17 protein-coding genes are annotated in these 20,081 nt (G+C 67.0%); 13 read left to right on the top strand and 4 right to left on the bottom strand.

Annotated features, from left to right (window positions below; all coding sequences use genetic code 11):
• Nucleotides 1-45: 45 nt before the first annotated feature.
• The 3 genes from E1742_RS02945 to E1742_RS02935 all read left to right on the top strand — a co-directional run bounded on the left by E1742_RS02945 (nt 46) and on the right by E1742_RS02935 (nt 4,314).
• Nucleotides 46-2,187, top strand: a complete 2,142-nt coding sequence (locus E1742_RS02945) for a TonB-dependent receptor (protein WP_229466469.1) — start codon at nt 46-48, stop codon at nt 2,185-2,187.
• Nucleotides 2,188-2,416: 229 nt separating this feature from the next.
• A complete protein-coding gene (locus tag E1742_RS02940; protein ID WP_166793400.1) occupies nt 2,417-3,193 on the top strand; it encodes a pentapeptide repeat-containing protein in 777 nt (258 codons plus the stop codon).
• Entirely contained in the window at nt 3,190-4,314 is a 1,125-nt protein-coding gene (locus tag E1742_RS02935; protein WP_134383478.1) for a hypothetical protein, read from the top strand. Before E1742_RS02940 ends, E1742_RS02935 begins: the two co-directional genes overlap by 4 nt.
• A gap of 82 nt (nt 4,315-4,396) precedes the next feature.
• Here E1742_RS02935 and E1742_RS02930 read toward each other — a convergent pair whose 3' ends face one another.
• Complete coding sequence (locus E1742_RS02930; RefSeq protein WP_134383477.1) at nt 4,397-5,116, bottom strand: SDR family oxidoreductase; 720 nt, start codon at nt 5,114-5,116, stop codon at nt 4,397-4,399.
• A 64-nt stretch (nt 5,117-5,180) separates the two neighbouring features.
• Nucleotides 5,181-5,693 (bottom strand): chemotaxis protein CheD, encoded by a 513-nt coding sequence (locus E1742_RS02925; RefSeq protein ID WP_166793399.1) that lies wholly within the window; start codon nt 5,691-5,693, stop codon nt 5,181-5,183.
• A gap of 259 nt (nt 5,694-5,952) precedes the next feature.
• Here E1742_RS02925 and E1742_RS02920 point away from each other — a divergent pair, with 259 nt between their 5' ends.
• The 4 genes from E1742_RS02920 to E1742_RS02905 are packed head-to-tail and all read left to right on the top strand — an operon-like array spanning nt 5,953 to nt 9,994.
• Nucleotides 5,953-7,341 (top strand): circularly permuted type 2 ATP-grasp protein, encoded by a 1,389-nt coding sequence (locus E1742_RS02920; protein ID WP_134387964.1) that lies wholly within the window; start codon nt 5,953-5,955, stop codon nt 7,339-7,341.
• Between the two features lie 14 nt (nt 7,342-7,355).
• A complete protein-coding gene (locus E1742_RS02915; RefSeq protein ID WP_134383475.1) occupies nt 7,356-8,288 on the top strand; it encodes an alpha-E domain-containing protein in 933 nt (310 codons plus the stop codon).
• 9 nt (nt 8,289-8,297) lie between these two features.
• Nucleotides 8,298-9,101 carry a transglutaminase family protein gene (locus E1742_RS02910; RefSeq protein ID WP_134383474.1) on the top strand — a complete coding sequence of 268 codons (804 nt, stop codon included), beginning with the start codon at nt 8,298-8,300 and terminating at the stop codon, nt 9,099-9,101.
• Nucleotides 9,102-9,151: 50 nt separating this feature from the next.
• On the top strand, nt 9,152-9,994 hold the full coding sequence (locus tag E1742_RS02905; RefSeq protein ID WP_134383473.1) for a proteasome-type protease: 843 nt from the start codon (nt 9,152-9,154) through the stop codon (nt 9,992-9,994).
• Between the two features lie 117 nt (nt 9,995-10,111).
• Here E1742_RS02905 and E1742_RS26045 read toward each other — a convergent pair whose 3' ends face one another.
• Together E1742_RS26045 and E1742_RS02900 are read right to left on the bottom strand one after the other, a co-directional pair.
• Entirely contained in the window at nt 10,112-10,288 is a 177-nt protein-coding gene (locus E1742_RS26045; RefSeq protein ID WP_166793398.1) for a hypothetical protein, read from the bottom strand.
• Nucleotides 10,285-11,451 (bottom strand): PepSY-associated TM helix domain-containing protein, encoded by a 1,167-nt coding sequence (locus tag E1742_RS02900; RefSeq protein ID WP_134383472.1) that lies wholly within the window; start codon nt 11,449-11,451, stop codon nt 10,285-10,287. The genes E1742_RS26045 and E1742_RS02900 overlap by 4 nt, the downstream gene beginning before the upstream one ends.
• A gap of 110 nt (nt 11,452-11,561) precedes the next feature.
• On the opposite strand from E1742_RS02900, the gene E1742_RS02895 reads away from it, so the two are divergent.
• From E1742_RS02895 to prsT, 6 genes are all read left to right on the top strand, one after another.
• Nucleotides 11,562-13,727: a TonB-dependent receptor gene (locus E1742_RS02895; RefSeq protein WP_134383471.1), complete on the top strand. Its 2,166-nt coding sequence runs from the start codon at nt 11,562-11,564 to the stop codon at nt 13,725-13,727.
• Between the two features lie 59 nt (nt 13,728-13,786).
• Complete coding sequence (locus E1742_RS02890) at nt 13,787-15,079, top strand: alpha/beta hydrolase (protein ID WP_134383470.1); 1,293 nt, start codon at nt 13,787-13,789, stop codon at nt 15,077-15,079.
• A gap of 11 nt (nt 15,080-15,090) precedes the next feature.
• Nucleotides 15,091-15,489: an Hpt domain-containing protein gene (locus E1742_RS02885; protein WP_134383469.1), complete on the top strand. Its 399-nt coding sequence runs from the start codon at nt 15,091-15,093 to the stop codon at nt 15,487-15,489.
• 285 nt (nt 15,490-15,774) lie between these two features.
• Nucleotides 15,775-16,251, top strand: coding sequence for an SEL1-like repeat protein (locus E1742_RS02880; protein WP_189569226.1), 477 nt, complete (start codon nt 15,775-15,777; stop codon nt 16,249-16,251).
• A gap of 171 nt (nt 16,252-16,422) precedes the next feature.
• Nucleotides 16,423-17,091 carry a LuxR C-terminal-related transcriptional regulator gene (locus E1742_RS02875; RefSeq protein ID WP_229466467.1) on the top strand — a complete coding sequence of 223 codons (669 nt, stop codon included), beginning with the start codon at nt 16,423-16,425 and terminating at the stop codon, nt 17,089-17,091.
• Between the two features lie 159 nt (nt 17,092-17,250).
• Entirely contained in the window at nt 17,251-19,998 is a 2,748-nt protein-coding gene (gene prsT, locus E1742_RS02870) for an XrtA/PEP-CTERM system TPR-repeat protein PrsT (protein ID WP_166793397.1), read from the top strand.
• Nucleotides 19,999-20,081: the final 83 nt, after the last annotated feature.

The following is a 20,081-nucleotide window of genomic DNA, read 5'->3' as shown; positions in this document are numbered from 1 at the left end:
AGTTATCATTCGTGGCTATTTTCTGCAACATTGACTGGAGCTCATGTGATCAAGGCCGCGCCGCTGCCCGTTCCCCTCGCCCATGCCGTTGCCGGCGCCTGCCTGCTGATGGCGCACGCGGCCACGCTGGCACAGGCCGCCGACGATGGTGCCATGCGCGAAGTCATCGTCACCGCCACCCGCACGGCCAAGGCGGTGGACAAGATTCCCGGCGCCGTGTCCGTCATCACGCAGCGCGAACTGGAAGCGCAATATCTGGTCGCGGACGATCCGTCCGCCGCCCTGGCCGCCTATATTCCGGGCTACGCGCCCAGCCGCCAGAAGATGACGTCCACGGGCGAGTCGATGCGCGGCCGCGCCACCCTGATCCTGCTGGACGGCGTGCCCCAGTCCAATCCGCTGCGTGCCGGCATGCGCGAAGGTTATTTCGCCGACACGGCCATCATCGAGCGTATCGAGGTCATCAATGGCGCGTCGGCCATCCAGGGCATGGGCGCGACGGGCGGCATCGTCAACTACATCACGAAGACGCCTCGCACGGAAGGCACGACGGTAACGGTCAACGCCCGCACCGCGTCGCAGCTGCGTCACGACAACGTGGACTGGAAGACGGGCCTGACGGTGGCGCACAAGGCCGGCGACTTCGACCTGCTGGCGTATGCCAGCGTGCAGGCGCGTGGCATGGGCTATGACGGCAGCGGCAGGCTGCTGGGTATCGACGCCGTGCAGGGCGACACCATGGACACCGAAGGCAGCGACCTCTTTCTGAAAATGGGCCGCAATTTCGGTGAGCAACGGGTACAACTGACCGTCAACCGCTTCAAGTTCGACGGCGACGGCGACTATCGTACGGTCCCCGCCGATTTCGCCGCCGGCATTCCCACGTCGTCCGCACCCGGCACGCCACCCGGTGCGCCGCCGCGCAACGACGTCACGACGGCCAGCCTGGAGTATCGCCACAACGCACTGTTCGGCGGCGCCTTCAGCGCCCAGTTATTCAGCCAGGATTTCTCGTCGCTGTACGGCGCCACCAATACCGCGACGTTCCAGGACATCCGGCTGGCACCCCTCGGCACGTTCTACGACCAGTCCGAAATCGTGGCCGACAAATATGGCGCCAAGCTGACGTACGTGCGACCCGACCTGCTGGTGGCGGGTCTGGAAGCGACGGTTGGCGTCGATCACCTGCACGACCGCAGCCGCCAGCAGCTCGCTGGCACGGGCCGCACGTGGGTGCCGACCCTGGACTTCACGTCCACGGCGCCCTTCCTGCAGCTGGAATACGAAATCGGGCCCGTCACCGTGCGGGGCGGCGTGCGCCACGAGTCGGCCGACCTGAAAGTCGACACCTACACGACGCTGGCGGCGTACGGCAGCCGCCTGGTGCAAGGCGGCGAACGTTCGTTCTCGAAGAATGTACGCAACCTGGGCGCCATCTGGCGGTTCGCCCCCGGCTGGTCGGCGTTTGCATCCAGCGCGGAAGGCTTCGGCCTGCCGGACGTCGGACTGGTGCTGCGCGGCGTTAACCGACCCGGCCAGTCCGTCGCACAGCTGTTCAGCCTGGAGCCTGTCGTCACGCGCAACAACGAGGTCGGCGTAAACTGGCGCGGTGCGCTGGGCAACATCGGTGCATCCGCCTACGATTCGCGTTCGAAGCTGGGCACGGTGCTGCGCATCAACAGCCAGGGCATCGGGGTGCTGGACCGCGTGCCGACCACGGTGCGCGGCTGGGAAGTGTCCGGCGAACTGCGGGCAAACAAGGCGCTGTCGGCTTTCGGCAGCTATGCCAGGACGATGGGCAAGACGGCCGCCACGGCCGGCGCGCCGATGGACCTGGCTCTGGGCGCCCGCTCGCAGGGTCCGGACAAGCTGGTCCTCGGTGCCAACTGGCAACCTGTCGCGGGCACGCAACTGCGCCTGCAGGCGACGCGGCTGGGCGATCGGGACATCAACCTGGGCCGTACCGTCGGCACCTCGAACCTGGAAGAACACTTCCGCGGCTATACGCTGGCGGACCTGGCCGCCACGTTCGACACGCGCTACGGCAAGTTCGGCATCGGCGTGGAGAACCTGACCGACCGGCAGTACATCGGCTACTACCCGCAATCGGCCAGCTTCAAGGAGCCGGTGTCGTATTTCGCCGGGCGCGGCCGGACCCTGTCGGCCAGCGTGGCCCGCACGTTCTGACCCTTGCAGGCTGGCAGTCGCCAGCCTTTCTATTGTCCAGTTGTCATTGCGCAGTATCAAATAGCACGCAGTTAATATGGCGTACCCCTTAACCGGGCTTAACAAGAGGATCATAATCAACCGGCAGGGGCAGCCGCCCTTCTTTCCGAGGCCGACCATGATCTTCCAGCGCATTGCAGCCCGTCCACTCCAGGTCCGTCCCACCCGGTTCGCCGCCGACGAGCCCCACATGGCCGACCAGCTGTCGGCCTGGGCGCGCGAGCCGGGCGGACTGACAGGACGCGACCTGCGCGGCTGCGATCTGCACGGCATGGTGCTGGACGACGCCGACCTGCGCGGCGCGAACCTGGCAGGCGCCAACCTGACGGGCGCCAGTCTGCGCCGTGCCAACCTGGGCGGCGCGATGCTGCGCGGCGCGGTACTGACGGATGCCGATTGCAGCGGTGCCCGCTTCGCCGTCGCCTGCCTGGACGGCACGGTGGCCGAGTGCTGCCGGCTGGCAGGCGCGGATCTGACGGGCGGCACGGCCAACGGCGCCCGCTGGCCCGGCGCCGACCTCAGCGATGCAAACCTGGCGGGCCTGACGGCAACCGGGCTCGATCTGACCCATGCCGTGCTGGACCGCAGCCGCGCACGGGGCATGACGTTGCAGGACGTGCGTGCGGACTACAGCCGCTGGCGCGCCGCCCGCTGGGACCATGTATCCGTGTGCGACACCACCTTTACGCGGGCGGACTTCCGCCAGAGCCGCCTGGCCGATTGCACCCTCGACAGCACCCGGCTGCCGGACAGCCAGTGGGACGCGGCGCGCTGGTGCCGCGTCACGCTCGGGTTCGGCATCTCGCTGCGCGGCGCGGTCATGGCGACGGTGCAGTTCGACGCATGCGACGCGCGCGCCATCGCGCTCGCGGGTGCGACACTCGCCGGCAGCGGCCGGCCGACGCCATCCGGGCGTCCTGCGCTGACGGTCGTAGGCGGACGCGTGACGATCGGGCCCCGTTCGTGACCGGCCGTATCGCCGTCTGGGCGTCCGTACTGCTGTTCTGGCTGCTGGCGCGCGATATTGCCGCCCAGCCCGGTGCTCCTGCCGCTCCCACTGCCCCCGCTCCCGCTGCAGCCCCTGCTCCGGCGCCGGCCAGCCCCGGCGCCACGCCCGCGCAAGGCGCGATGGCCTGCCCCACGCCGCAGCAGTATGGCGCGGTGACCGTCACCCGCGTCAGCGCCTATGTGCCCAACAGTGCCGGCCCGCCCGTGCGCGAAGTGTCGCTGCGGGACGGCATCGTCGTCACCGTCAACGACCTGGCGCCGCTGCTGGCGCGCGAGCAATGCTCGCCGCGGCAGAAGCGCATCGTGCTGTTCCTGGACGGGCGCCCGCTGGCGGACATCCGTCCTTACCCGCCCAGCAACCCCGTCGCGAACACGCTCAACTTTGTGCTGAACCGCACGGAAACGTCGCGCGATGTCTGGACGCATCTGCTGGGCAAGCCCAGCTTCCGGCCGCGCGACCTGGCCGTCAGCGTGGGCATCGAAGACGAGTATCCTGTCGCTTCGCAGCAGACCATCCCCATGCGCGTTATCCCGATGGGCTGGTTCGCGCTGTGGACATCGCTGTTTTCCCTGCTTGCCGTGACGTTCATCGTGCTGGCGCGCCGCAGCGACGTGCTGCGCGATCCGGGCCCTCCGCCTGGACCGGGCCGGCGCAAGCCCTACAGCCTGGCGCGCACGCAAGGCGCCGTCTGGTTCGGCCTGATTCTTGCCTCGTACCTGTTCATCGGCATGATCACGGGAGATTACGCGACGACGATCACGCCGACGGTGCTGGCCCTGATGGGCATCAGCGCCGGCACGGTGATCGGCTCGTCGCTGATCGACCGGCCGCCCGGCACGGCGCAGGTGGCCGATCCGTCCGTCAGCAAGGGCTGGCTGGCCGACATCCTCAGCGACCAGTACGGCGTCAGCTTCCACCGCTTCCAGATGGCGTCCTGGACTCTCGTGCTGGGCATCGTCTTCATCCAGCAGGTGTACCGGGAGCTCGCCATGCCGGACTTCGATGCAACCCTGCTGGGTCTGATGGGGATCAGTGCCGGCACGTATCTGGGGCTGAAGACGACGTCCGAAGTAAAATAGCGCGCAGCCAACACCGCAGAACCGGCAAAGCCATCTGTTGTGGAGCGAAGTTTCGAGAAAACTGGTGGCGGACCCTGGACTTCTACCCCAGGGTCCGCAGGTCCGTTACCTGCTCCATGCCGAACCGGGCGCCGACAACGTACCCGGCCAGTTGCGCGCCGGTGGACTCAGGCGGCGCCAGAGCGCCCGTCTGATCCAGCTGGACGAAGCGCTCCAGTGCAGGAAAATCGGCGGCATCCGTGCCGCGGATCTGCGCCTGCATGCCCGTGTCGATGACGCCGGGCGCCACGCTGGCGATGCGCAGGTTCGGGACGTTGTCCAGTGCCACGGCCTGCGCGTGCATGTCGAGCGCGGCCTTGGTGGCGCAGTAGACGCTCCAGCCGGCGTACGCGTTGCGGCCGGCGCCGCTGGAAACATGGACGATGCGCCGGTCGGGACAGCCGGCCGTGGCGGCAACGAAAGCGTCGGACAGCATCAGCGCCGCCGTCACATTGATGCCGACGGCCTGCGCCAGCGCGCCGGCGCCCTGCCGTCCGGGCGGCCCCACGGGCGTGACGACGCCCGCATTATTCACCAGCACCGCCTGCGTGGCGCCTGCGAGGAAGCGCGCCAGCGCGCCACTGTCCAGCCAGCCCGCGACGGCCTGCGCATCGGCCAGGTCGAGGGCGGCTTCCTGCATGCCCGTCAGCGCCGGATTGGTGCCGCGGGCCACGCCGAGAACGGCCGCCCCGCGTGCCAGCAGTGCGGCGGCGATGCCGGCGCCCAGGCCACGGCTGTGGCCGGTTACGATAGCCTTGATCATGAGCTCTCCTGTTGTCGAGCCGGCATCGTACCACCGCGCGCCGGCTGGTCCAACGCGCGCACGGCTAGCGTTCGGCGGCCCGGTTGCCCACGTCGTGAATGTCGAAGCTCATGTCCTTGCAACGCAGCGTGATGCGGCAGCCCTGCCGTCCGCCCAGCCGTTGATGGACGACGCGCAGGCCCAGCGCCTGCACGGCACGCTCCAGCGCGACGATGTTCTTGTCGCCCACGGTAACGGGCAATTGCGCCTTGCCGAACAGGCTGGCGCCGCCGGCTGCGATGACTTCCAGCTGCGCATAGTCGTCGGGCCGGGCGCCCAGCGCCCGTAACATCGCCGGAATGGCCGTGCTGACGTAGCGCGCGCCCGCGTTCGCTTCGTGCGGCGGCGCCTCGCCGAGCAGGCAGTGCGCCAGCGCAGCACGTCGCTTGCGCCGCCAGACGATGGCGATCCCCACGCATGAGCCCAGCAGCGACGTCAGCACGATATCGCCGCAGCCGACTTCAAAGGCGCCGGCCCAGATGTGGCGGATCGAGGCCGTTCCGGCCGTCGCCGGCGGGATCGCGATAGGGGAAGGCATCGGCGGTAAGTGCGGCATGGATGGACCCTGGACGGAACGGAAGACCGCGTGTCGCGCGGGGACGTGGTGCCGGACATTGATTGGGTCAGCGTTGCCATGATGCATGCATTCCGTAACACTGTAAAGAAATATTGCCCTAAGGATTTCACAATATGTGTCTTGTACTCAACTGTGCGACAGCGTTGGTACATTATTTGCATAATGACAAATCTCTTGGAGGAGCAACACTGTGCAGCACAACCCGAATTTTTACAACGAAATGTCCGCCGACGGCATCGTGCGCGACCACTACCGTCAGTTTGCCGACTGGCTGGCGCAGCAGACGCCGGACGCCATCGAGCGCAAGCGCATGGAAGCCGACCTGACGTTCCGCCGCGTCGGCATCACGTTTGCCGTGTACGGCGACGGTGCCGGCACCGAACGCCTGATCCCGTTCGATCTGATTCCGCGCATCATTCCGGCATCCGAATGGGAGCAGATGCAGGCCGGTCTGGTGCAGCGCGTCAGCGCGCTGAACATGTTCATCGACGACATCTATCACGAGCAGCACATCATCCGCGCCGGCATCATTCCCGCCGAGCAGATCTACCGCAATGCCCAGTACCGCCCCGAAATGCAGGGCATCAAGGTCGCCAACGACATCTATGCCCATATCGCCGGCATCGACATCGTGCGCGCGGGCGCCGGCGAGTTCTATGTACTGGAGGACAACCTGCGGGTGCCGTCCGGCGTGTCGTACATGCTGGAAGACCGCAAGATGATGATGCGGCTGTATCCGGAACTGTTCGCCAGCCACAAGGTGGCGCCGGTCGAACATTATCCCGACATGCTGCTCGATAACCTGCGCTCGGTCGCGCCGATGGGCGTGCTGGACCCGACGGTTGTCGTCATGACGCCGGGCATGTACAACTCGGCCTATTTCGAACATGCGTTCCTGGCCCAGCAGATGGGCGTCGAGCTGGTCGAAGGCAAGGATCTGTACGTCACCAACAATGCCGTCTGGATGCGCACGACGCACGGCCCGAAGCGGGTCGACGTCATCTATCGCCGCCTGGACGACGACTTCCTCGATCCGCTTGCCTTCCGCGCCGATTCGGCGCTGGGCGTGCCCGGCCTGCTGTCGGTCTACCGTGCCGGCCATGTCACGCTGGCCAACGCCATCGGCACCGGCGTGGCCGACGACAAGTCGATCTATCCGTACGTGCCGGACATCATCCGCTTCTACCTGTCGGAAGAGCCTATTCTGAACAATGTTCCCACGTACCAGTGCCGCAAGAAAGCCGAGCTCGATTACACGCTGGCCAATCTGCCGGACCTGGTCGTCAAGGAAGTCCATGGCGCAGGCGGTTACGGGATGCTGGTGGGGCCCGCGTCGACGAAGGAACAGATCGACGACTTCCGGCAGCGCCTGATCGCCCGGCCGGACGGCTATATCGCCCAGCCGACGCTGGCGTTGTCGAACTGCCCCACGTTTGTCGAGAGCGGCGTGGCGCCGCGCCATATCGACCTGCGCCCGTTCGTCCTGTCCGGCAAGACCATCTCGATGGTGCCGGGCGGGCTGACGCGGGTGGCATTGCGCGAGGGTTCGCTGGTCGTCAACTCGTCCCAGGGTGGCGGCACCAAGGACACATGGGTACTGGAGTCGTAATGAGGGAGGGAGCTATGTTGAGCCGTACCGCGGACCACCTGTTCTGGATGGCCCGCTATACCGAACGCGCCGAGAACACGGCGCGCATGCTGGATGTAAACGTCCAGACCGCCCTGCTGCCTCAGTCCGAGGAAGCGGCGCGCCATGCGTGGCGCGCCCTGCTGGGCATCTCGGAGCTGCAGCACGGGTATGACCAGAAGCACGATGCGGTGACGCAGCGCGACGTCATCGAGTTCATGGTGTGCGATCCGTCCAACCCGTCGTCGATCATCGCCTGCCTGACGGAGGCGCGCGAGAACGCCCGCGCCGTGCGCGGCACGCTGACGACGGAAGTATGGGAAGTGACGAACCAGACCTACCTGGACCTGCGCCGGCGCCTGCACGGCGGCCAGCTGCACAAGGACCCCAGCCAGTTCTTCGAATGGGTCAAGTACCGCTCGCACCTGTCGCGCGGCGTTACGCTGGGCACGATGCTGCGCGACGAGGCCGTCAACTTCCTGCGCCTGGGCACGTTCATCGAGCGCGCCGACAACACGGCGCGTATCCTGGACGTCAAGTTCCACGGGGACGACGGCGAGGCGCGCCGCGATTTTTACTATTGGGCGGCGCTGCTGCGCTCCGTGTCCGGCTTCGAGATCTATCGCAAGGTCTATCGCGACGTCATCACGCCGGAACGCGTGGCCGAACTGCTGATGCTGCGGGCCGACATGCCCCGTTCGCTGCTGGCCTGCATGGAGGAAGTCGTCGCCAACCTGCGCGAAGTACGCAACGACGTCTCGGCCGATACCGAGCGCCTGGCCGGCAAGCTGCACGCGGAGCTGCAGTTCGCCCGCATCGAGGATATTCTCGAAGCGGGCCTGCACGACACGCTGACGGAATTCCTGCGGCGCATTTATGAACTGGGCAACGGCGTCAGCCGCGACTTCCTTGTGCCTCTGGCCGCCTGAAAGAACACCATGCAACTGTCGATACGTCACGAAACCCATTACACCTATTCCGCTTCGCTGGGCTACACGATCCAGCAGCTGCACCTGACGCCGCGCGGCGAGCCCCAGCAGCACGTGCTGCAGTGGCACCTGGGCGCGCCGGGCCACCTGCACGGCTACACGGACGCCTACGGCAACCTGTCGCACATGCTCACCCTGGACAAGCCGCACGACAACCTGCTGATCGTCGCCGAGGGCGTCATCGAGACGACCACGCCCTACCAGGGCCGCGTGCAGACGAAGGATACGCTGTCGCCGCTGGTCTACACGGTGCCCACGCGGCTGACGACACCGGCCGACAACATCCGCGCGCTGGCCGCCACCTGCCTGCCCAGCCAGCAGGCCGGCACGCGCGACCTGTTGAACCTGGCCGAGCACATTGTCGGCCTCGTGCTGTACCAGACCGGCGCCACGGAGGTCACGACGACGGCCAGTGCGGCACTGGGGCTGGGCAGCGGCGTCTGCCAGGACCACGCCCATATCTTCCTCGCATGCTGCCATGCGATCGGCATACCGGCACGCTATGTGTCCGGCTATATCGATCCGGGCGACACGAATCACGCGGCCAGCCATGCGTGGGTCGACGCATGGGTGCACGACGACGGCTTTACAGGCTGGGTCAGCATCGACGTCACCCATGCGCGCCTGATGACGGACGCCTATTGTCGCCTTGCCATCGGGCGCGACTACGAAGCGGCGGCGCCGATCCGTGGTATCCGCAACGGCGGCGGCGAGGAATCGATGACGGTGGACGTACAGATAGTTCCGCAGTGAAAAAATGCTGTGTACAATCGGAGGCGTTGACCACCCGATTTTGACCTGCAATGACCTACTGTGTTGGCGTGCGCCTCGATGAAGGCCTCGTATTCCTGTCCGATTCCCGCACGAACGCCGGTGTCGACCACATCGGCACCTTCCGCAAGCTGAACGTGTTCGAAAACCCGGGCGACCGGGTGATCGTCATGATGACGGCCGGGAACCTGTCGATTTCGCAAACGATCCGCGAAATGATCGGCGAGTTCGTCGGCGCGGGCGGCCATACGATCTGGACGGCACCGAACATGTACGAGGCCACCCGCGTGCTGGGCGAGGCCGTGCGCACCGTGCACGACCGCGAAGCGCAGGCACTGGCCAATTTCGGCATCGACTTCAACCAGTCGATCATCTTCGGCGGCCAGATCGGCAGCGAGCGCTGCCGCCTGTTCCAGGTGTACTCGGCCGGCAACTTCATCGAATCGCACGCGGAAAACACCTACTTCCAGATCGGCGAATCGAAATACGGCAAGCCGATCCTGGACCGCGTCATCACGCACGACACGTCGCTGGACGAAGCGGCCAAGTGCGCGCTGATCTCGATGGATTCGACATTGCGCTCGAACATCTCGGTGGGCCTGCCGCTGGACATGCTGGTGTACGAGAACAACGCGCTGGCCGTCACGCGCTTCGTCACCATCGACGAGAAGAACGAATACTTCCGCATGCTGCACACGACGTGGAGCAGCCAGCTCAAATGCATCTTCGAAGGCATCGCGGCGCCCGAATGGCAGTCGATGCCGGGCAACCGCAACGAGCCGATGCGCATGCCGCTGCCGCTGAACGTGGCACCGCATGCCGCGCCGGCGTCGCTGCAGTCCGTGGCGCAGCAGTTCGAGAACAAACAACAGTAGCGCAGTGGGCGCCGGAACCTTCGGGCCGGCAAGGCGCGCGGCCCGTCCCCGATGTGCCGCTTCCAACAGTGCTGGCGGTGCCCGCCTTGCGGATGCCGGGACCTGGGGACTCGACCGCTAGCAGTCCTGCCGCCGCAAGCTGTGCCACGTCCCCAGCGCCACGGGAATCGCCAGCGCCACGGCCGACACGTAATCGAGCAAACCATCGCCCAACAGCGCGGCGACGAGACCGATCGCGGTCAGCACGCCCAGCAGGATCGGTGCGCCCCACAGGCGCATGAACGCCGGGCTCATCGCGCGTCTCCCTGGCTGGCCAGCGCAGGCGCCATGCCCGCCTCGTCCAGCTCCGGCCTGCCGGCGCGCGCGGGCACGGGCACGCCGCGCTTGAGCCAGAGGTACAGGCCGCTGCCCAGCACGACGATCGTCGCCACATCCAGCGCGGCCCACAGGAACTTCATCAGCTGCCCGCCGTAATCGCCGAAGTGCAGCGGCTGCGACAGCAGCAGCCCCGTCAGGTACCACGGCAGGTCGCGGCTGTCGGTGATCCTGCTGGTCTGCGCGTCGATCAGCACGGGCTTGTACAGGCGCGACGTCAGCGGCGTATCGCCGGTCATGAAGACGCCATAGTGGTGCTCGCTCGTGAATGGCGTGCCGGGGAACGCGATGAAGCCGATCTTCATGTCCGGCTCCAGCGCCTTCGCCGCAGCCACGGCCCGGTCCATCGAACCGAAGGTTTTGAGCGGCGGCGCGTTCTTGTACGGCGCGACCATTTCGGCCATCTCCGTCGACTGCCAGTATTTGAACAGCAGGTCGGCCCACGTGTTGATCATGCCGGTGGCGCCGACAACGAACAGCCACGTCAGCGTGACGATGCCCAGCAGGTTGTGCAGGTCGAGCCACTTGGTGCGCGGCGTGCGCTCGCGGCGCACGGTACCGAAATCGAGCTTGCGCATGAACGGCGCATACAGCACGACGCCGGAAACGATCGCCACCAGCAGCAACAGACCCATCAGGCCGAGGAACAGCTTGCCCCACAGGCCGGCGTACAGGTCCACGTGCAGGTGGAACATGACGGACATGAAGCTGCCTTCGAACTGCGGCGTGGGCAGGGCTTGCGCCGTGCGCGCATCCACCACCGTGAACTTGAAATTCGTGTCGGCGCCGTTGTCGCCCAACGTCATGTTCCAGATCGTGTCGTCGTCCGGTTCCTGCGACATGTACAGCATCTGCTTGCCGGGGAATGTTGCCTTGGCGGCAGCAATCACGCGGTCCAGTTCGGCCTTGGGTGTGTCGGCCGGCATCGGCGCCGACTCGACCTCCGTGCCCAGCAGGTGGCCGATCTCGTGGTGATAGATCAGCGGCAAGCCGGTTATGCACAGCAGCAGCATGAATACGGTGCAGACGAGGCTGCTCCACTTGTGGATCCAGGCCCAACGGCGAATGGTGACAGGCGTCATGATGGAACGATATAGGCTAAGGTCAGTAGATGATAATGGAAACTATTCTCATTTACCAGCGACTTGCGCGACTATATAATTGCCTGGTCGAATTTTTTTTCAGAAAAATCATGTCCAAGCCTCTCCATTCCCCCATTGCTGCGGCGATTCTCGTCCTGGTTGGCAGCGCGGCCTCCGCCCAGAACACCGACGAGCCCGTCGCCACCGTCATCGTCAGCGCGTCGGCGGACGCTTCCGCCGCCGGCCTGTCGCGCGCCTACTCCGGCGGCCAGGTGGCCCGTGGCGGCCGGCTCGGGCTGCTGGGCAATGTCGACGTGATGGACACGCCGTTCAACGCCACCAGCTACACGCAGCAGCTGATCCAGGATCAGGGCGCGCGGGGCGTGGCCGACGTGCTGCAGAACGATCCGTCCGTGCGCATCGCACGCGGCTTCGGCAACTTCCAGGAGCTCTACGTGATCCGCGGCTTTGCCGTCAATTCGGACGACCTGGCGTATAACGGCCTGTACGGCCTGCTGCCGCGCCAGTTCGTCGCCTCCGAACTGCTGGAGCGCGTGGAAGTGTTCCGCGGCGCGAACTCCTTCCTGAACGGCGCCGCGCCGGGCGGCGGCGGCATCGGCGGCTCCATCAACCTGGTGCCGAAGCGGGCCGGCAACGCGGCGCTGACGTCGGCCACGGCCGGCATCGAGTCCGGCGGGCAGAAATACGGCGCCGTCGACATCGGCCGCCGCTTCGGGCCGGACAACCGCGCCGGCATCCGTGTCAACGGCGTCCGGCGCGATGGCGGCACGGCCGTCGACCGCGAAGACCGCGAACTGTCCGTTGCCTCTGTCGGCTTCGACTGGAATGGCGGCCATTACCGTCTGTCGGCCGACGTGGGCTACCAGGATCAGGAACTGACGGCGCCGCGCACCAGCGTGACGCTGGCCGCCGGCATCCCCGTTCCGTCCGCGCCGGACGCCGGCCGCAATTTTTCGCAGCCGTGGACAGTCTCGAAAGAGCGCGACACCTTCGGCACATTGCGCGGCGAGCTGGACCTGGCTGCCGGCACGGTGGGCTGGGCCGCGTTCGGCGCCCGCTCCGGGCACGAATCGAACGTGCTGAACACCACCACCGCCACGGGCGCTGGCGGCGCGGCGTCGATGTACCGCTTCGACAACGAGCGCAAGGACACGGTGCGGACCGGCGAAATCGGCATCCGCACGAAATTGCGCACGGGGACCGTCGGCCACAGCCTGTCGGCCACGGCCAGCGGCTTCTCCAGCGATTCGCGCAATGCCTATGCGATGAGCGACTTCGGCGCCGGCGCGATCGCAACGAACCTGTACGCGCCGGTCGATGCGCCCGCCCCTGCCGCCACGTTCTTCACGGGCGGCCGCCTGGACGATCCACGCACGACGGCCAAAACCATCCTGTCCAGCTATGCGGTGGCCGACACGCTGGCACTGGCCGACGAGCGCGTGCTGCTGACGGTGGGCCTGCGCCACCAGCGCATCAAGGATGCCAGCTACCACTACGACACGGGCGTGCAGGAATCGCGCTACGACGCCAGTCGCAATACGCCGGTGGCCGCCGTGGTCTTCAAGGCCATGAAGAACCTGTCGCTGTACGCCAACTATATCGAGGGGCTGCAGAAGGGCCAGGTGGCGGCGGGCGACGTCAGCAATATCGGCCAGACGTTCGCCCCGACCGTGTCGCGCCAGAAGGAGATCGGCGCGAAATACGATGCGGGCACGGTGGGCTTGACGGCGGCCCTGTTTACCACGGCCCAGCCGCAGGCGACGATCGTCGACCGCGTGTTCGGCCTGAACGGCGAGCAGCGCAACCAGGGTGTGGAATTCTCCGTGTTCGGGCAGCCGCTGCGGGGCCTGCGCCTGCTGGGCGGCCTGACCCTGCTGGACGCGGAACAGCGGCGCACGCAGGGCGGCGCCACGGACGGCAACGACGTCATCGGCGTACCGCATACCCAAATGAACCTGGGCGCCGACTGGGACGTGCCGGGCGTGCCGGGACTGGCGCTGACAGGACGCGTCAACTACACCTCGAAGCAGTATGCCGATGCGGCCAACCTGCAGCGCGTGCCGTCGTGGACCCGCACGGACCTGGGCGCGCGCTACATCACGCGCCTGGGCGAGCGTACGCTGACCGTGCGTGCCCGCATCGACAACGCCTTCGACCGCGACTATTGGGCGTCCGCCGGCGGCTACCCCGGCCAGGGCTATCTGGTGCTGGCCGCGCCGCGCACGTTCGTCCTGTCCGGCACGCTTGAGTTCTGACTGGACTTGGCTCCCAGGCTGTGGTGAACTATGCATCACCACAGCCCGGAGCGAGAACCATGGATGTCATCACTTCCGCAGTGACGGCGGCAATCGCCGAGGGCGGCGGCAGCGCTGCCTACCAGATGCTCAAAAGCCGTCTTGCGGCCAAGTCGCCGCGCGTCGCGGAAGCCCTGCTCGACCTGGAGCAGGATCCCGGTTCCCTGTCGCGCCAGTTCGCCTTGTCGGACGCGCTGGCGGCGGCGGGCCTGGCGGGCGACCGCTACCTGCGCGCCGCGGCACGCAACCTGCTGGACGAAGTCGAGCGGCGCCAGGCGCGCGTGGCAACGCATGAGGCGCGAGCGCACGTGGACCCGGAAGGCGTACCGAGCCATGCCGTCATGCAGGTGTTTTTCGCCACCGACCGCCAGCAGACGGGCGACCGCCATCCGGCCCGCCAGTTCGGGGTCGCACGCGGCCCCGTCAGTTACGGCAGCTGCGAGGTCGGCATCCCGCGCGACCACCGCATGGGCGAGCTCGAGTCGCCGTCGCTGCTGCGCCTGCAGTTCCGGCCCGATCCGGACCGCCACGTCGTGCTGATGCGCACCGAGCTGGCCACCCGCGAACAATTCTTCCCCACCGTTTCCCAGGCTATCGCCGCCAGCGCCAACCGTGCGGCGCTGCTGTTCGTGCACGGCTTTCGCGTCAGCTTCGAGGACGCGGCGCGGCGCACGGCCCAGATCGCCTACGACCTGGGCTTTGCCGGCGTGCCCTTGTTCTACAGCTGGCCATCGCAGGGGCGGCTGTCCGGCTATCTGGTCGATGAAACCAATGTTGAATGGGCCCAGGCGGGACTGACGGCGTTCCTGGCGGACTTCCTGGCGGACACGCAGGCCGAGCACGTCTATCTGCTGGCCCACAGCATGGGCAATCGCGCGCTGACGCGCGCCGCGGCGGCCGTGATCGCCGGCCGTCCCGACCTGGCGAGCCGGCTGCGTGAAATCATCCTGACGGCGCCGGATATCGATGCGGACGTGTTCCGCCGCGATATCGTGCCTGCGCTGACCGCCGGCGGCAGTCCCGTCACGCTGTATGCGTCGTCCAATGACGAGGCGATGCAGGTATCGAAGAAGATGCACGGCTACCCCCGCGCCGGCGACGGCGGCGATGGACTGGTCGTGGCGGCGGGGCTGGAGACGATCGATGCGAGCGGGGTCGATACGAGTTTTATCGGTCACTCGTACTACGCGCAAGGCCGTTCGGCCCTGGGCGACATGTATTACCTGATCAATCAGCGGTTGCGCGCGAACCAGCGCTTCGGCCTGCATCCGGTCGAGGCGCCCGGCGGGCGCTACTGGACGTTCAACGAATGACGGAGTTCCCAATGACGGCCTATGCAAGTGCCCATGACGAAACGATTTTTTGCGTCGACGAGCTGGTGGAAGCGCTCGGCAACGACGAACGTGCGGTGCGCAGGGTGGTGCGCATCGTGCGCGACTGTATCAGCCTCGGCATCGAACCGCTGAACATGGCGGGCGAGGCCGTGCAGCAGGCCCGCTTCATGGAAGCGCGCCGCATCGTTCATCAACTGCGCGACAGCGTGACCGAGCTGGGCGCCAAGCGGTTCGTGGCCGCCTGCCTGGGACTGGAACTGGCGCTGGCGGAAGGGAAAGTGTTACAGATTCCCCTGCTGTTTTCCGCGGCGGAGTCGGAACTGCGGGTCCTGATCGAGCATGCCGGCGCCTGGCTGGACCAGCATGAGGGCCGCGCCGCCGCCCGCTGAGCAGCCCCGGCATTGCTAACGAATGGTTACAATTAATCCGCCAGTCGCCCAACATGGTCTGGTTCCGCGCAAAGTTGACATGCTAATATCGCCACCACTGCCTTACCCGTCAGCGCGCCATCCGGGCGTGCGCCGCTGTGGCATCAAAGCCACTAGAATGGCGCGCGCTGATGCTGCTCGACAGTGTTTCGGCATGGGTGTGGCGTTCGATACATTGCATAAGAGCAATGTTGTGTTACCCTATCAACCGCGTTACGCAGGTTTGAATGAGGCAAGAAGAAGAATATGGAATTATTTAACAAGTCGGGCGCGCTTATTGCGTCCGTACTCGTCATGGTGGGCGCTTTGATAGCCTGTCAGGCCAAGGAAGACGCGGTGCCGCCGGCACCCGTGATCGAGGCGGTTGCACAGAAGTTGAGTGTTCATGGCGGTGCGGCCGCCGAGCGCCGTCTGCGCGAATGGGCCGATCAGGGCTCCGTCGTCGCCAAGCGCGAATTGGGCATGATTTACCAGAGCAAGACGCAGCATCGCAACGAGGCGATGCGCCTGTTTGAAGAGGCGGCCAGGGCCGGCGACTCGGAGTCCGCCTTCCAGCTGGCGGAAATGGTGCGCACGCCACGCGGCGATGGTGCGGACGGTCCCGGCCGTGCCGCCACGCTGTACCAGCAGGCGGCCGAGAGCAGCCATCCGAAGGCCGCGTTGCGGCTGGCATCGCTGGTGCGCGGCGGCGAGGCGGCGGCGCAGCCGGCCGCCATGAAGTAAAGTCGCCCGCCCGCCGTACAGCCATCCCCGGCACACGACCCGCGTGTGCCACCCTTCTCTCCCCGCTGTTAAAGCAAATTAACACGGCTTAACTTGTCACGTGGGCGTTGCCGTTGCATCATGAATGCCTGGAAAGCAACGGCGCTGGTGCCGCTGCACCACGGGAGAACCATGATGCCACTTACTCAGCCGAACGTTCACATCATGCACCGCGACGCCGTGATGACGGCGGGCCTGCACGCTCTGCTTGCCACGCCAGCCGAATTCGCGCTCACGGCTCATGGTTGCCAGCCGCCGGCCCAAGCGCAGGTGGTCGTCGCGGACTATGACACGGGCATCGAGCTGGCGCGCCAGCTGCCGCAGGGCCGTTTCGGCCAGGCGGCGCGGGTGCTGATCGTGACGCAGCGGGACAAGGAATGGGAAGTGCGCACGGCCATGGATGCCGGCGTGCACGGCTACCTGCTGCAGGGCTGCTCGCCGGACGAACTGGTGCGCGCCGTGCGGCAGCTCAGCCAGGGGATGCGCTACCTGAGCGAAGCCGTCACCCGCTGCGTTGCCGACAGCCTCAGCCGCGAGACGCTGACGGGCCGCGAAACCGACGTGCTGCAGCTGCTGGCCAAGGGGTGCTGCAACAAGTCGATCGCGCGCGAGCTGGGCATTGGCGTCGGCACCGTCAAGACGCACGTCAAGGGCCTGATGAGCAAGCTGGACGCCACGGCGCGCACGCATGCCGTCGTGGTTGCCACGCAGCGCGGCCTGATCGACGCCGGGCGCCGGCCCGCGCCATTCATCACGGGCGAACCGGTGCAGCGGGGGGTTGCCCGGCAGTCGTTGCAGTAGGCCCTGTCAGCGGTTCGCCGCGCACTGTGCCACGGTTCCGGCTCCTCCGTCCATTCCCTGATCCATTCCCGTCTCAAAGCTCAGCAGTTTTGAGCACCGTCAATGGCCAACCATGGCGAGTTCCTACGCTGGTAGTTCATCCATGCAATGGAGATCGCCATGCGTCCGTATCCGTTTCGCACCGTCCTGTCCGCCCTGCCCCTGCTGCTTGCGCTGGGCGCCTGCCATCGCCAGCCGCCCACCGACGACCTGCTGGCCGACGCCCGCCGCTATCGCGACAAGGGCGACGTCAAGGCAGCGATCATCCAGCTGAAAAATGCCGTCCAGCAGCAGCCGGAGCTGGCCGACGTGCGCCTGATGCTGGGCCAGATGTACCTGGAAAGCGGCGACATGCTGTCGGCGGAAAAGGAACTGCGGCGGGCGCGGGACGCGGGGGCGCCGCGCGCCGACGTGCTGCCGGCGCTGGGCAAGGCGCTGCTGGCACAGGGCCAATTCGAAGGGACCCTGACGGCAACGGCCGATGCCACGGACGCGCCGGCGTTGGCCTTGCGCGGCCAGGCAATGCTGGGCCTGGGTCGCGTGGACGACGCCCGCGCCGCGTTCGACGACGCACTGCGCAAGCAGCCGGGAATGACGGAAGCGACGCTGGGCCTGGCGCGTGTGGCGCTGGCGGCGGACAATGCGGCGCAGGCCCACCAGCTGACGCAACAGGCCGTGGCCGCCAGTCCCGGCGATATCGAATCGCTGCGGCTGCAGGGCGAGATGCAGCGCGCCGCCAACGAACCGGATGGCGCGCGTGCCACCTACGAACGCATCCTTGCGCTGAAACCGGATAACGTGCAGACGCGGGTGGATCTGGCCAACCTCGATATCGAGACGGGCCGCTTCGCCGAAGCGCGCGAACACATCGCCAGGGCGCGCAAGGCGCAGCCGCACAGCCTGCCGATCTTCTATTCGCAGGCATTGCTGGATTTCCGCGAGGGCCATTTCAAGACGGCGCGGGAGCAGTTGCAGCAGGTGCTGCGGGCCGTACCGGACCATATGCCGAGCGTGCTGCTGGCCGGTGCCGTCGAGGTGGCGCTGGGTGCCGACACGCAGGCCGAGCGCTACCTTTTGCAATTCCTGGGGGCCGATCCCGGCAATGCCTACGCCGTCAAGCTGCTGGCCACTGTAGCGCTGCGCAACGGCAAGCCCGACGACGTACTCAAGCTGGTCCGGCCGCTCCTCAGGCGTACGCCGGACGACGTCGAGCTGCTGGCCCTGGCCGGAGAGGCGGAAATGCGGGCCCGGCGGTTCACGGAGGCCGCCGCCCACTTCCAGAAAGCCAGCAGCCTGAAGCCGGACGTGGCCGGCCTGCGGCTGGCGCACGGTGTCAGCCGGCTGGGCCTGGGCGACAATTCCCGTGCGATCGCGGAACTGGAGCAGGCCAGCCAGGCCGCCGGCGATCCCGGCCGCGCCGGCGTGCTGCTGGTGCTGACGCATCTGCGCGAACAACAGTTCGACAAGGCGCTGGCAACCGTCGACGAGATGCTCCGCAAGGACGACACGGCGATGCTGCGCAACCTGCGCGGCGGCGTACTGCTGGCCCGCAGCGACGTCGATGGCGCCCGAGCCGGCTTCATGCACGCGCTGGACAAGGATGGACTGTACCAGCCCGCCCTGGACAATCTGGCCCAGCTGGACATCGTCGCGCGCAAGCCCGACGATGCGCGGCAGCGCTACGAAGCGGCGCTGGCACGCGACAAGAAGAATGCCGCGCTGATGACGGCGCTGGCCCGGCTGGCGACGCTGCAGGGCAAGTCGGACGAGGCGATGCGCTGGCTGGAGCGGGCCAGCAAGGAAAATCCGGGGGCCGCGGCGCCGGCGCAACTGCTGGCGACTTACTACCTGCAGGCCGGCGAGAAACAGAAGGCCGTCACGCTGGCGCAGAAACTGCAAGCCACCGACCCGGGCGACGCGAGGGCGCTGGCCGTGCTGGCCCAGGCCCAGGCGGCATCCGGCCAGACGGAGGCGGCACTGGAGAGCTACGACAAACTGTCCGTGCTGCAGCCGACATCGGCGGCGGTCCAGCTGCGCATTGCGACCCTGCACCTCGTCGCCAGCCACCTGGACGACGCCTTGCTGGCGGCCCGCAAGGCGGCCAGGCTGGAGCCGGACAACGACGAAGCGGCGTTACTGCTATCGAGCCTGCTGATCGAGAAGAACCTGCTGAGCGAAGCCGGCTCGCTGGCGCATGGCTGGCAGACCCGGCGCGCCGATTCGCCAACGGGCTGGAAGCTTGAAGGCGACTTGCTGATGGTGCAGCAAAAGCCGCTGGAGGCGCTGCAACGCTATGAAAAGGCGTTTGGCCTGATGCCTTCGGGCCCGCTGCAGATCGCCATGCACCGCGCACTGGTGGCCGCCCACCGTGCGCCGGAGGCAAGGACACGCATGACCGCATGGCTGGACCGTCAGCCGGGGGACCTGCCGACGCGGATGTATTTTGCTAGCGCCCTGCTGTCGGCAAACGAGTTCGACAGCGCCAGCAAGCAGTACCTGGAAGTCGTCAAGCGCTCGCCCGAGAACGTCGTGGCGCTGAACGACCTGGCCTGGGCGCTGTTGCAGAGCAAGGATGCGCGTGCGCTGACCTACGCCGAGAAAGCCCATCGACTGGCGCCGCGCAACGCGGCCGTCGCCGACACGCTGGCAGCCGTGTTGCTGGACAAAGGCGACACGGCACGCGCACTGGCGCTGCTGAAGAAAGCCGTCCAGGGAGCGCCGCAGGCCGCCGACCTCCGCTTCCACCTGGCGCAGGCACTGTACAAGGCGGGCGACCGCAAAGCCGCGCGCGCCCAGTGCGAGCAGCTGCTGACCCGGCACGACTTCAAACGGCGCGATGAAGTGCGGCAGATGCTGGCCCAGCTGTAAGGACGGTGGCGTGCAGGCTTGCCGGAGACCGGTGCGGACGGCGCCGGGCAGTTACCGGCGCGCCGCGCCGCCGCGCTGGCAGA

This window comes from Pseudoduganella plicata (assembly GCF_004421005.1).
GTDB lineage: Bacteria > Pseudomonadota > Gammaproteobacteria > Burkholderiales > Burkholderiaceae_D > Rugamonas > Rugamonas plicata.
This window is presented reverse-complemented; position numbering and strand designations above follow the sequence as displayed.

What these genes read in the sequence shown, in the direction of transcription:
- E1742_RS02880 (WP_189569226.1), top strand. Translation starts at nt 15,775, where the DNA reads ATGGAATTATTTAACAAGTCGGGCGCGCTTATTGCGTCCGTACTCGTC.
- E1742_RS02895 (WP_134383471.1), top strand. Translation starts at nt 11,562, where the DNA reads ATGTCCAAGCCTCTCCATTCCCCCATTGCTGCGGCGATTCTCGTCCTG.
- E1742_RS02930 (WP_134383477.1), bottom strand. Translation starts at nt 5,116, where the DNA reads ATGATCAAGGCTATCGTAACCGGCCACAGCCGTGGCCTGGGCGCCGGC.
- E1742_RS02890 (WP_134383470.1), top strand. Translation starts at nt 13,787, where the DNA reads ATGGATGTCATCACTTCCGCAGTGACGGCGGCAATCGCCGAGGGCGGC.
- E1742_RS02940 (WP_166793400.1), top strand. Translation starts at nt 2,417, where the DNA reads ATGGCCGACCAGCTGTCGGCCTGGGCGCGCGAGCCGGGCGGACTGACA.
- E1742_RS02875 (WP_229466467.1), top strand. Translation starts at nt 16,423, where the DNA reads ATGATGCCACTTACTCAGCCGAACGTTCACATCATGCACCGCGACGCC.
- E1742_RS02905 (WP_134383473.1), top strand. Translation starts at nt 9,152, where the DNA reads ATGACCTACTGTGTTGGCGTGCGCCTCGATGAAGGCCTCGTATTCCTG.
- prsT (WP_166793397.1), top strand. Translation starts at nt 17,251, where the DNA reads ATGCGTCCGTATCCGTTTCGCACCGTCCTGTCCGCCCTGCCCCTGCTG.
- E1742_RS02910 (WP_134383474.1), top strand. Translation starts at nt 8,298, where the DNA reads ATGCAACTGTCGATACGTCACGAAACCCATTACACCTATTCCGCTTCG.
- E1742_RS02925 (WP_166793399.1), bottom strand. Translation starts at nt 5,693, where the DNA reads ATGCCTTCCCCTATCGCGATCCCGCCGGCGACGGCCGGAACGGCCTCG.
- E1742_RS02885 (WP_134383469.1), top strand. Translation starts at nt 15,091, where the DNA reads ATGACGGCCTATGCAAGTGCCCATGACGAAACGATTTTTTGCGTCGAC.
- E1742_RS26045 (WP_166793398.1), bottom strand. Translation starts at nt 10,288, where the DNA reads ATGAGCCCGGCGTTCATGCGCCTGTGGGGCGCACCGATCCTGCTGGGC.
- E1742_RS02920 (WP_134387964.1), top strand. Translation starts at nt 5,953, where the DNA reads ATGTCCGCCGACGGCATCGTGCGCGACCACTACCGTCAGTTTGCCGAC.
- E1742_RS02915 (WP_134383475.1), top strand. Translation starts at nt 7,356, where the DNA reads ATGTTGAGCCGTACCGCGGACCACCTGTTCTGGATGGCCCGCTATACC.
- E1742_RS02900 (WP_134383472.1), bottom strand. Translation starts at nt 11,451, where the DNA reads ATGACGCCTGTCACCATTCGCCGTTGGGCCTGGATCCACAAGTGGAGC.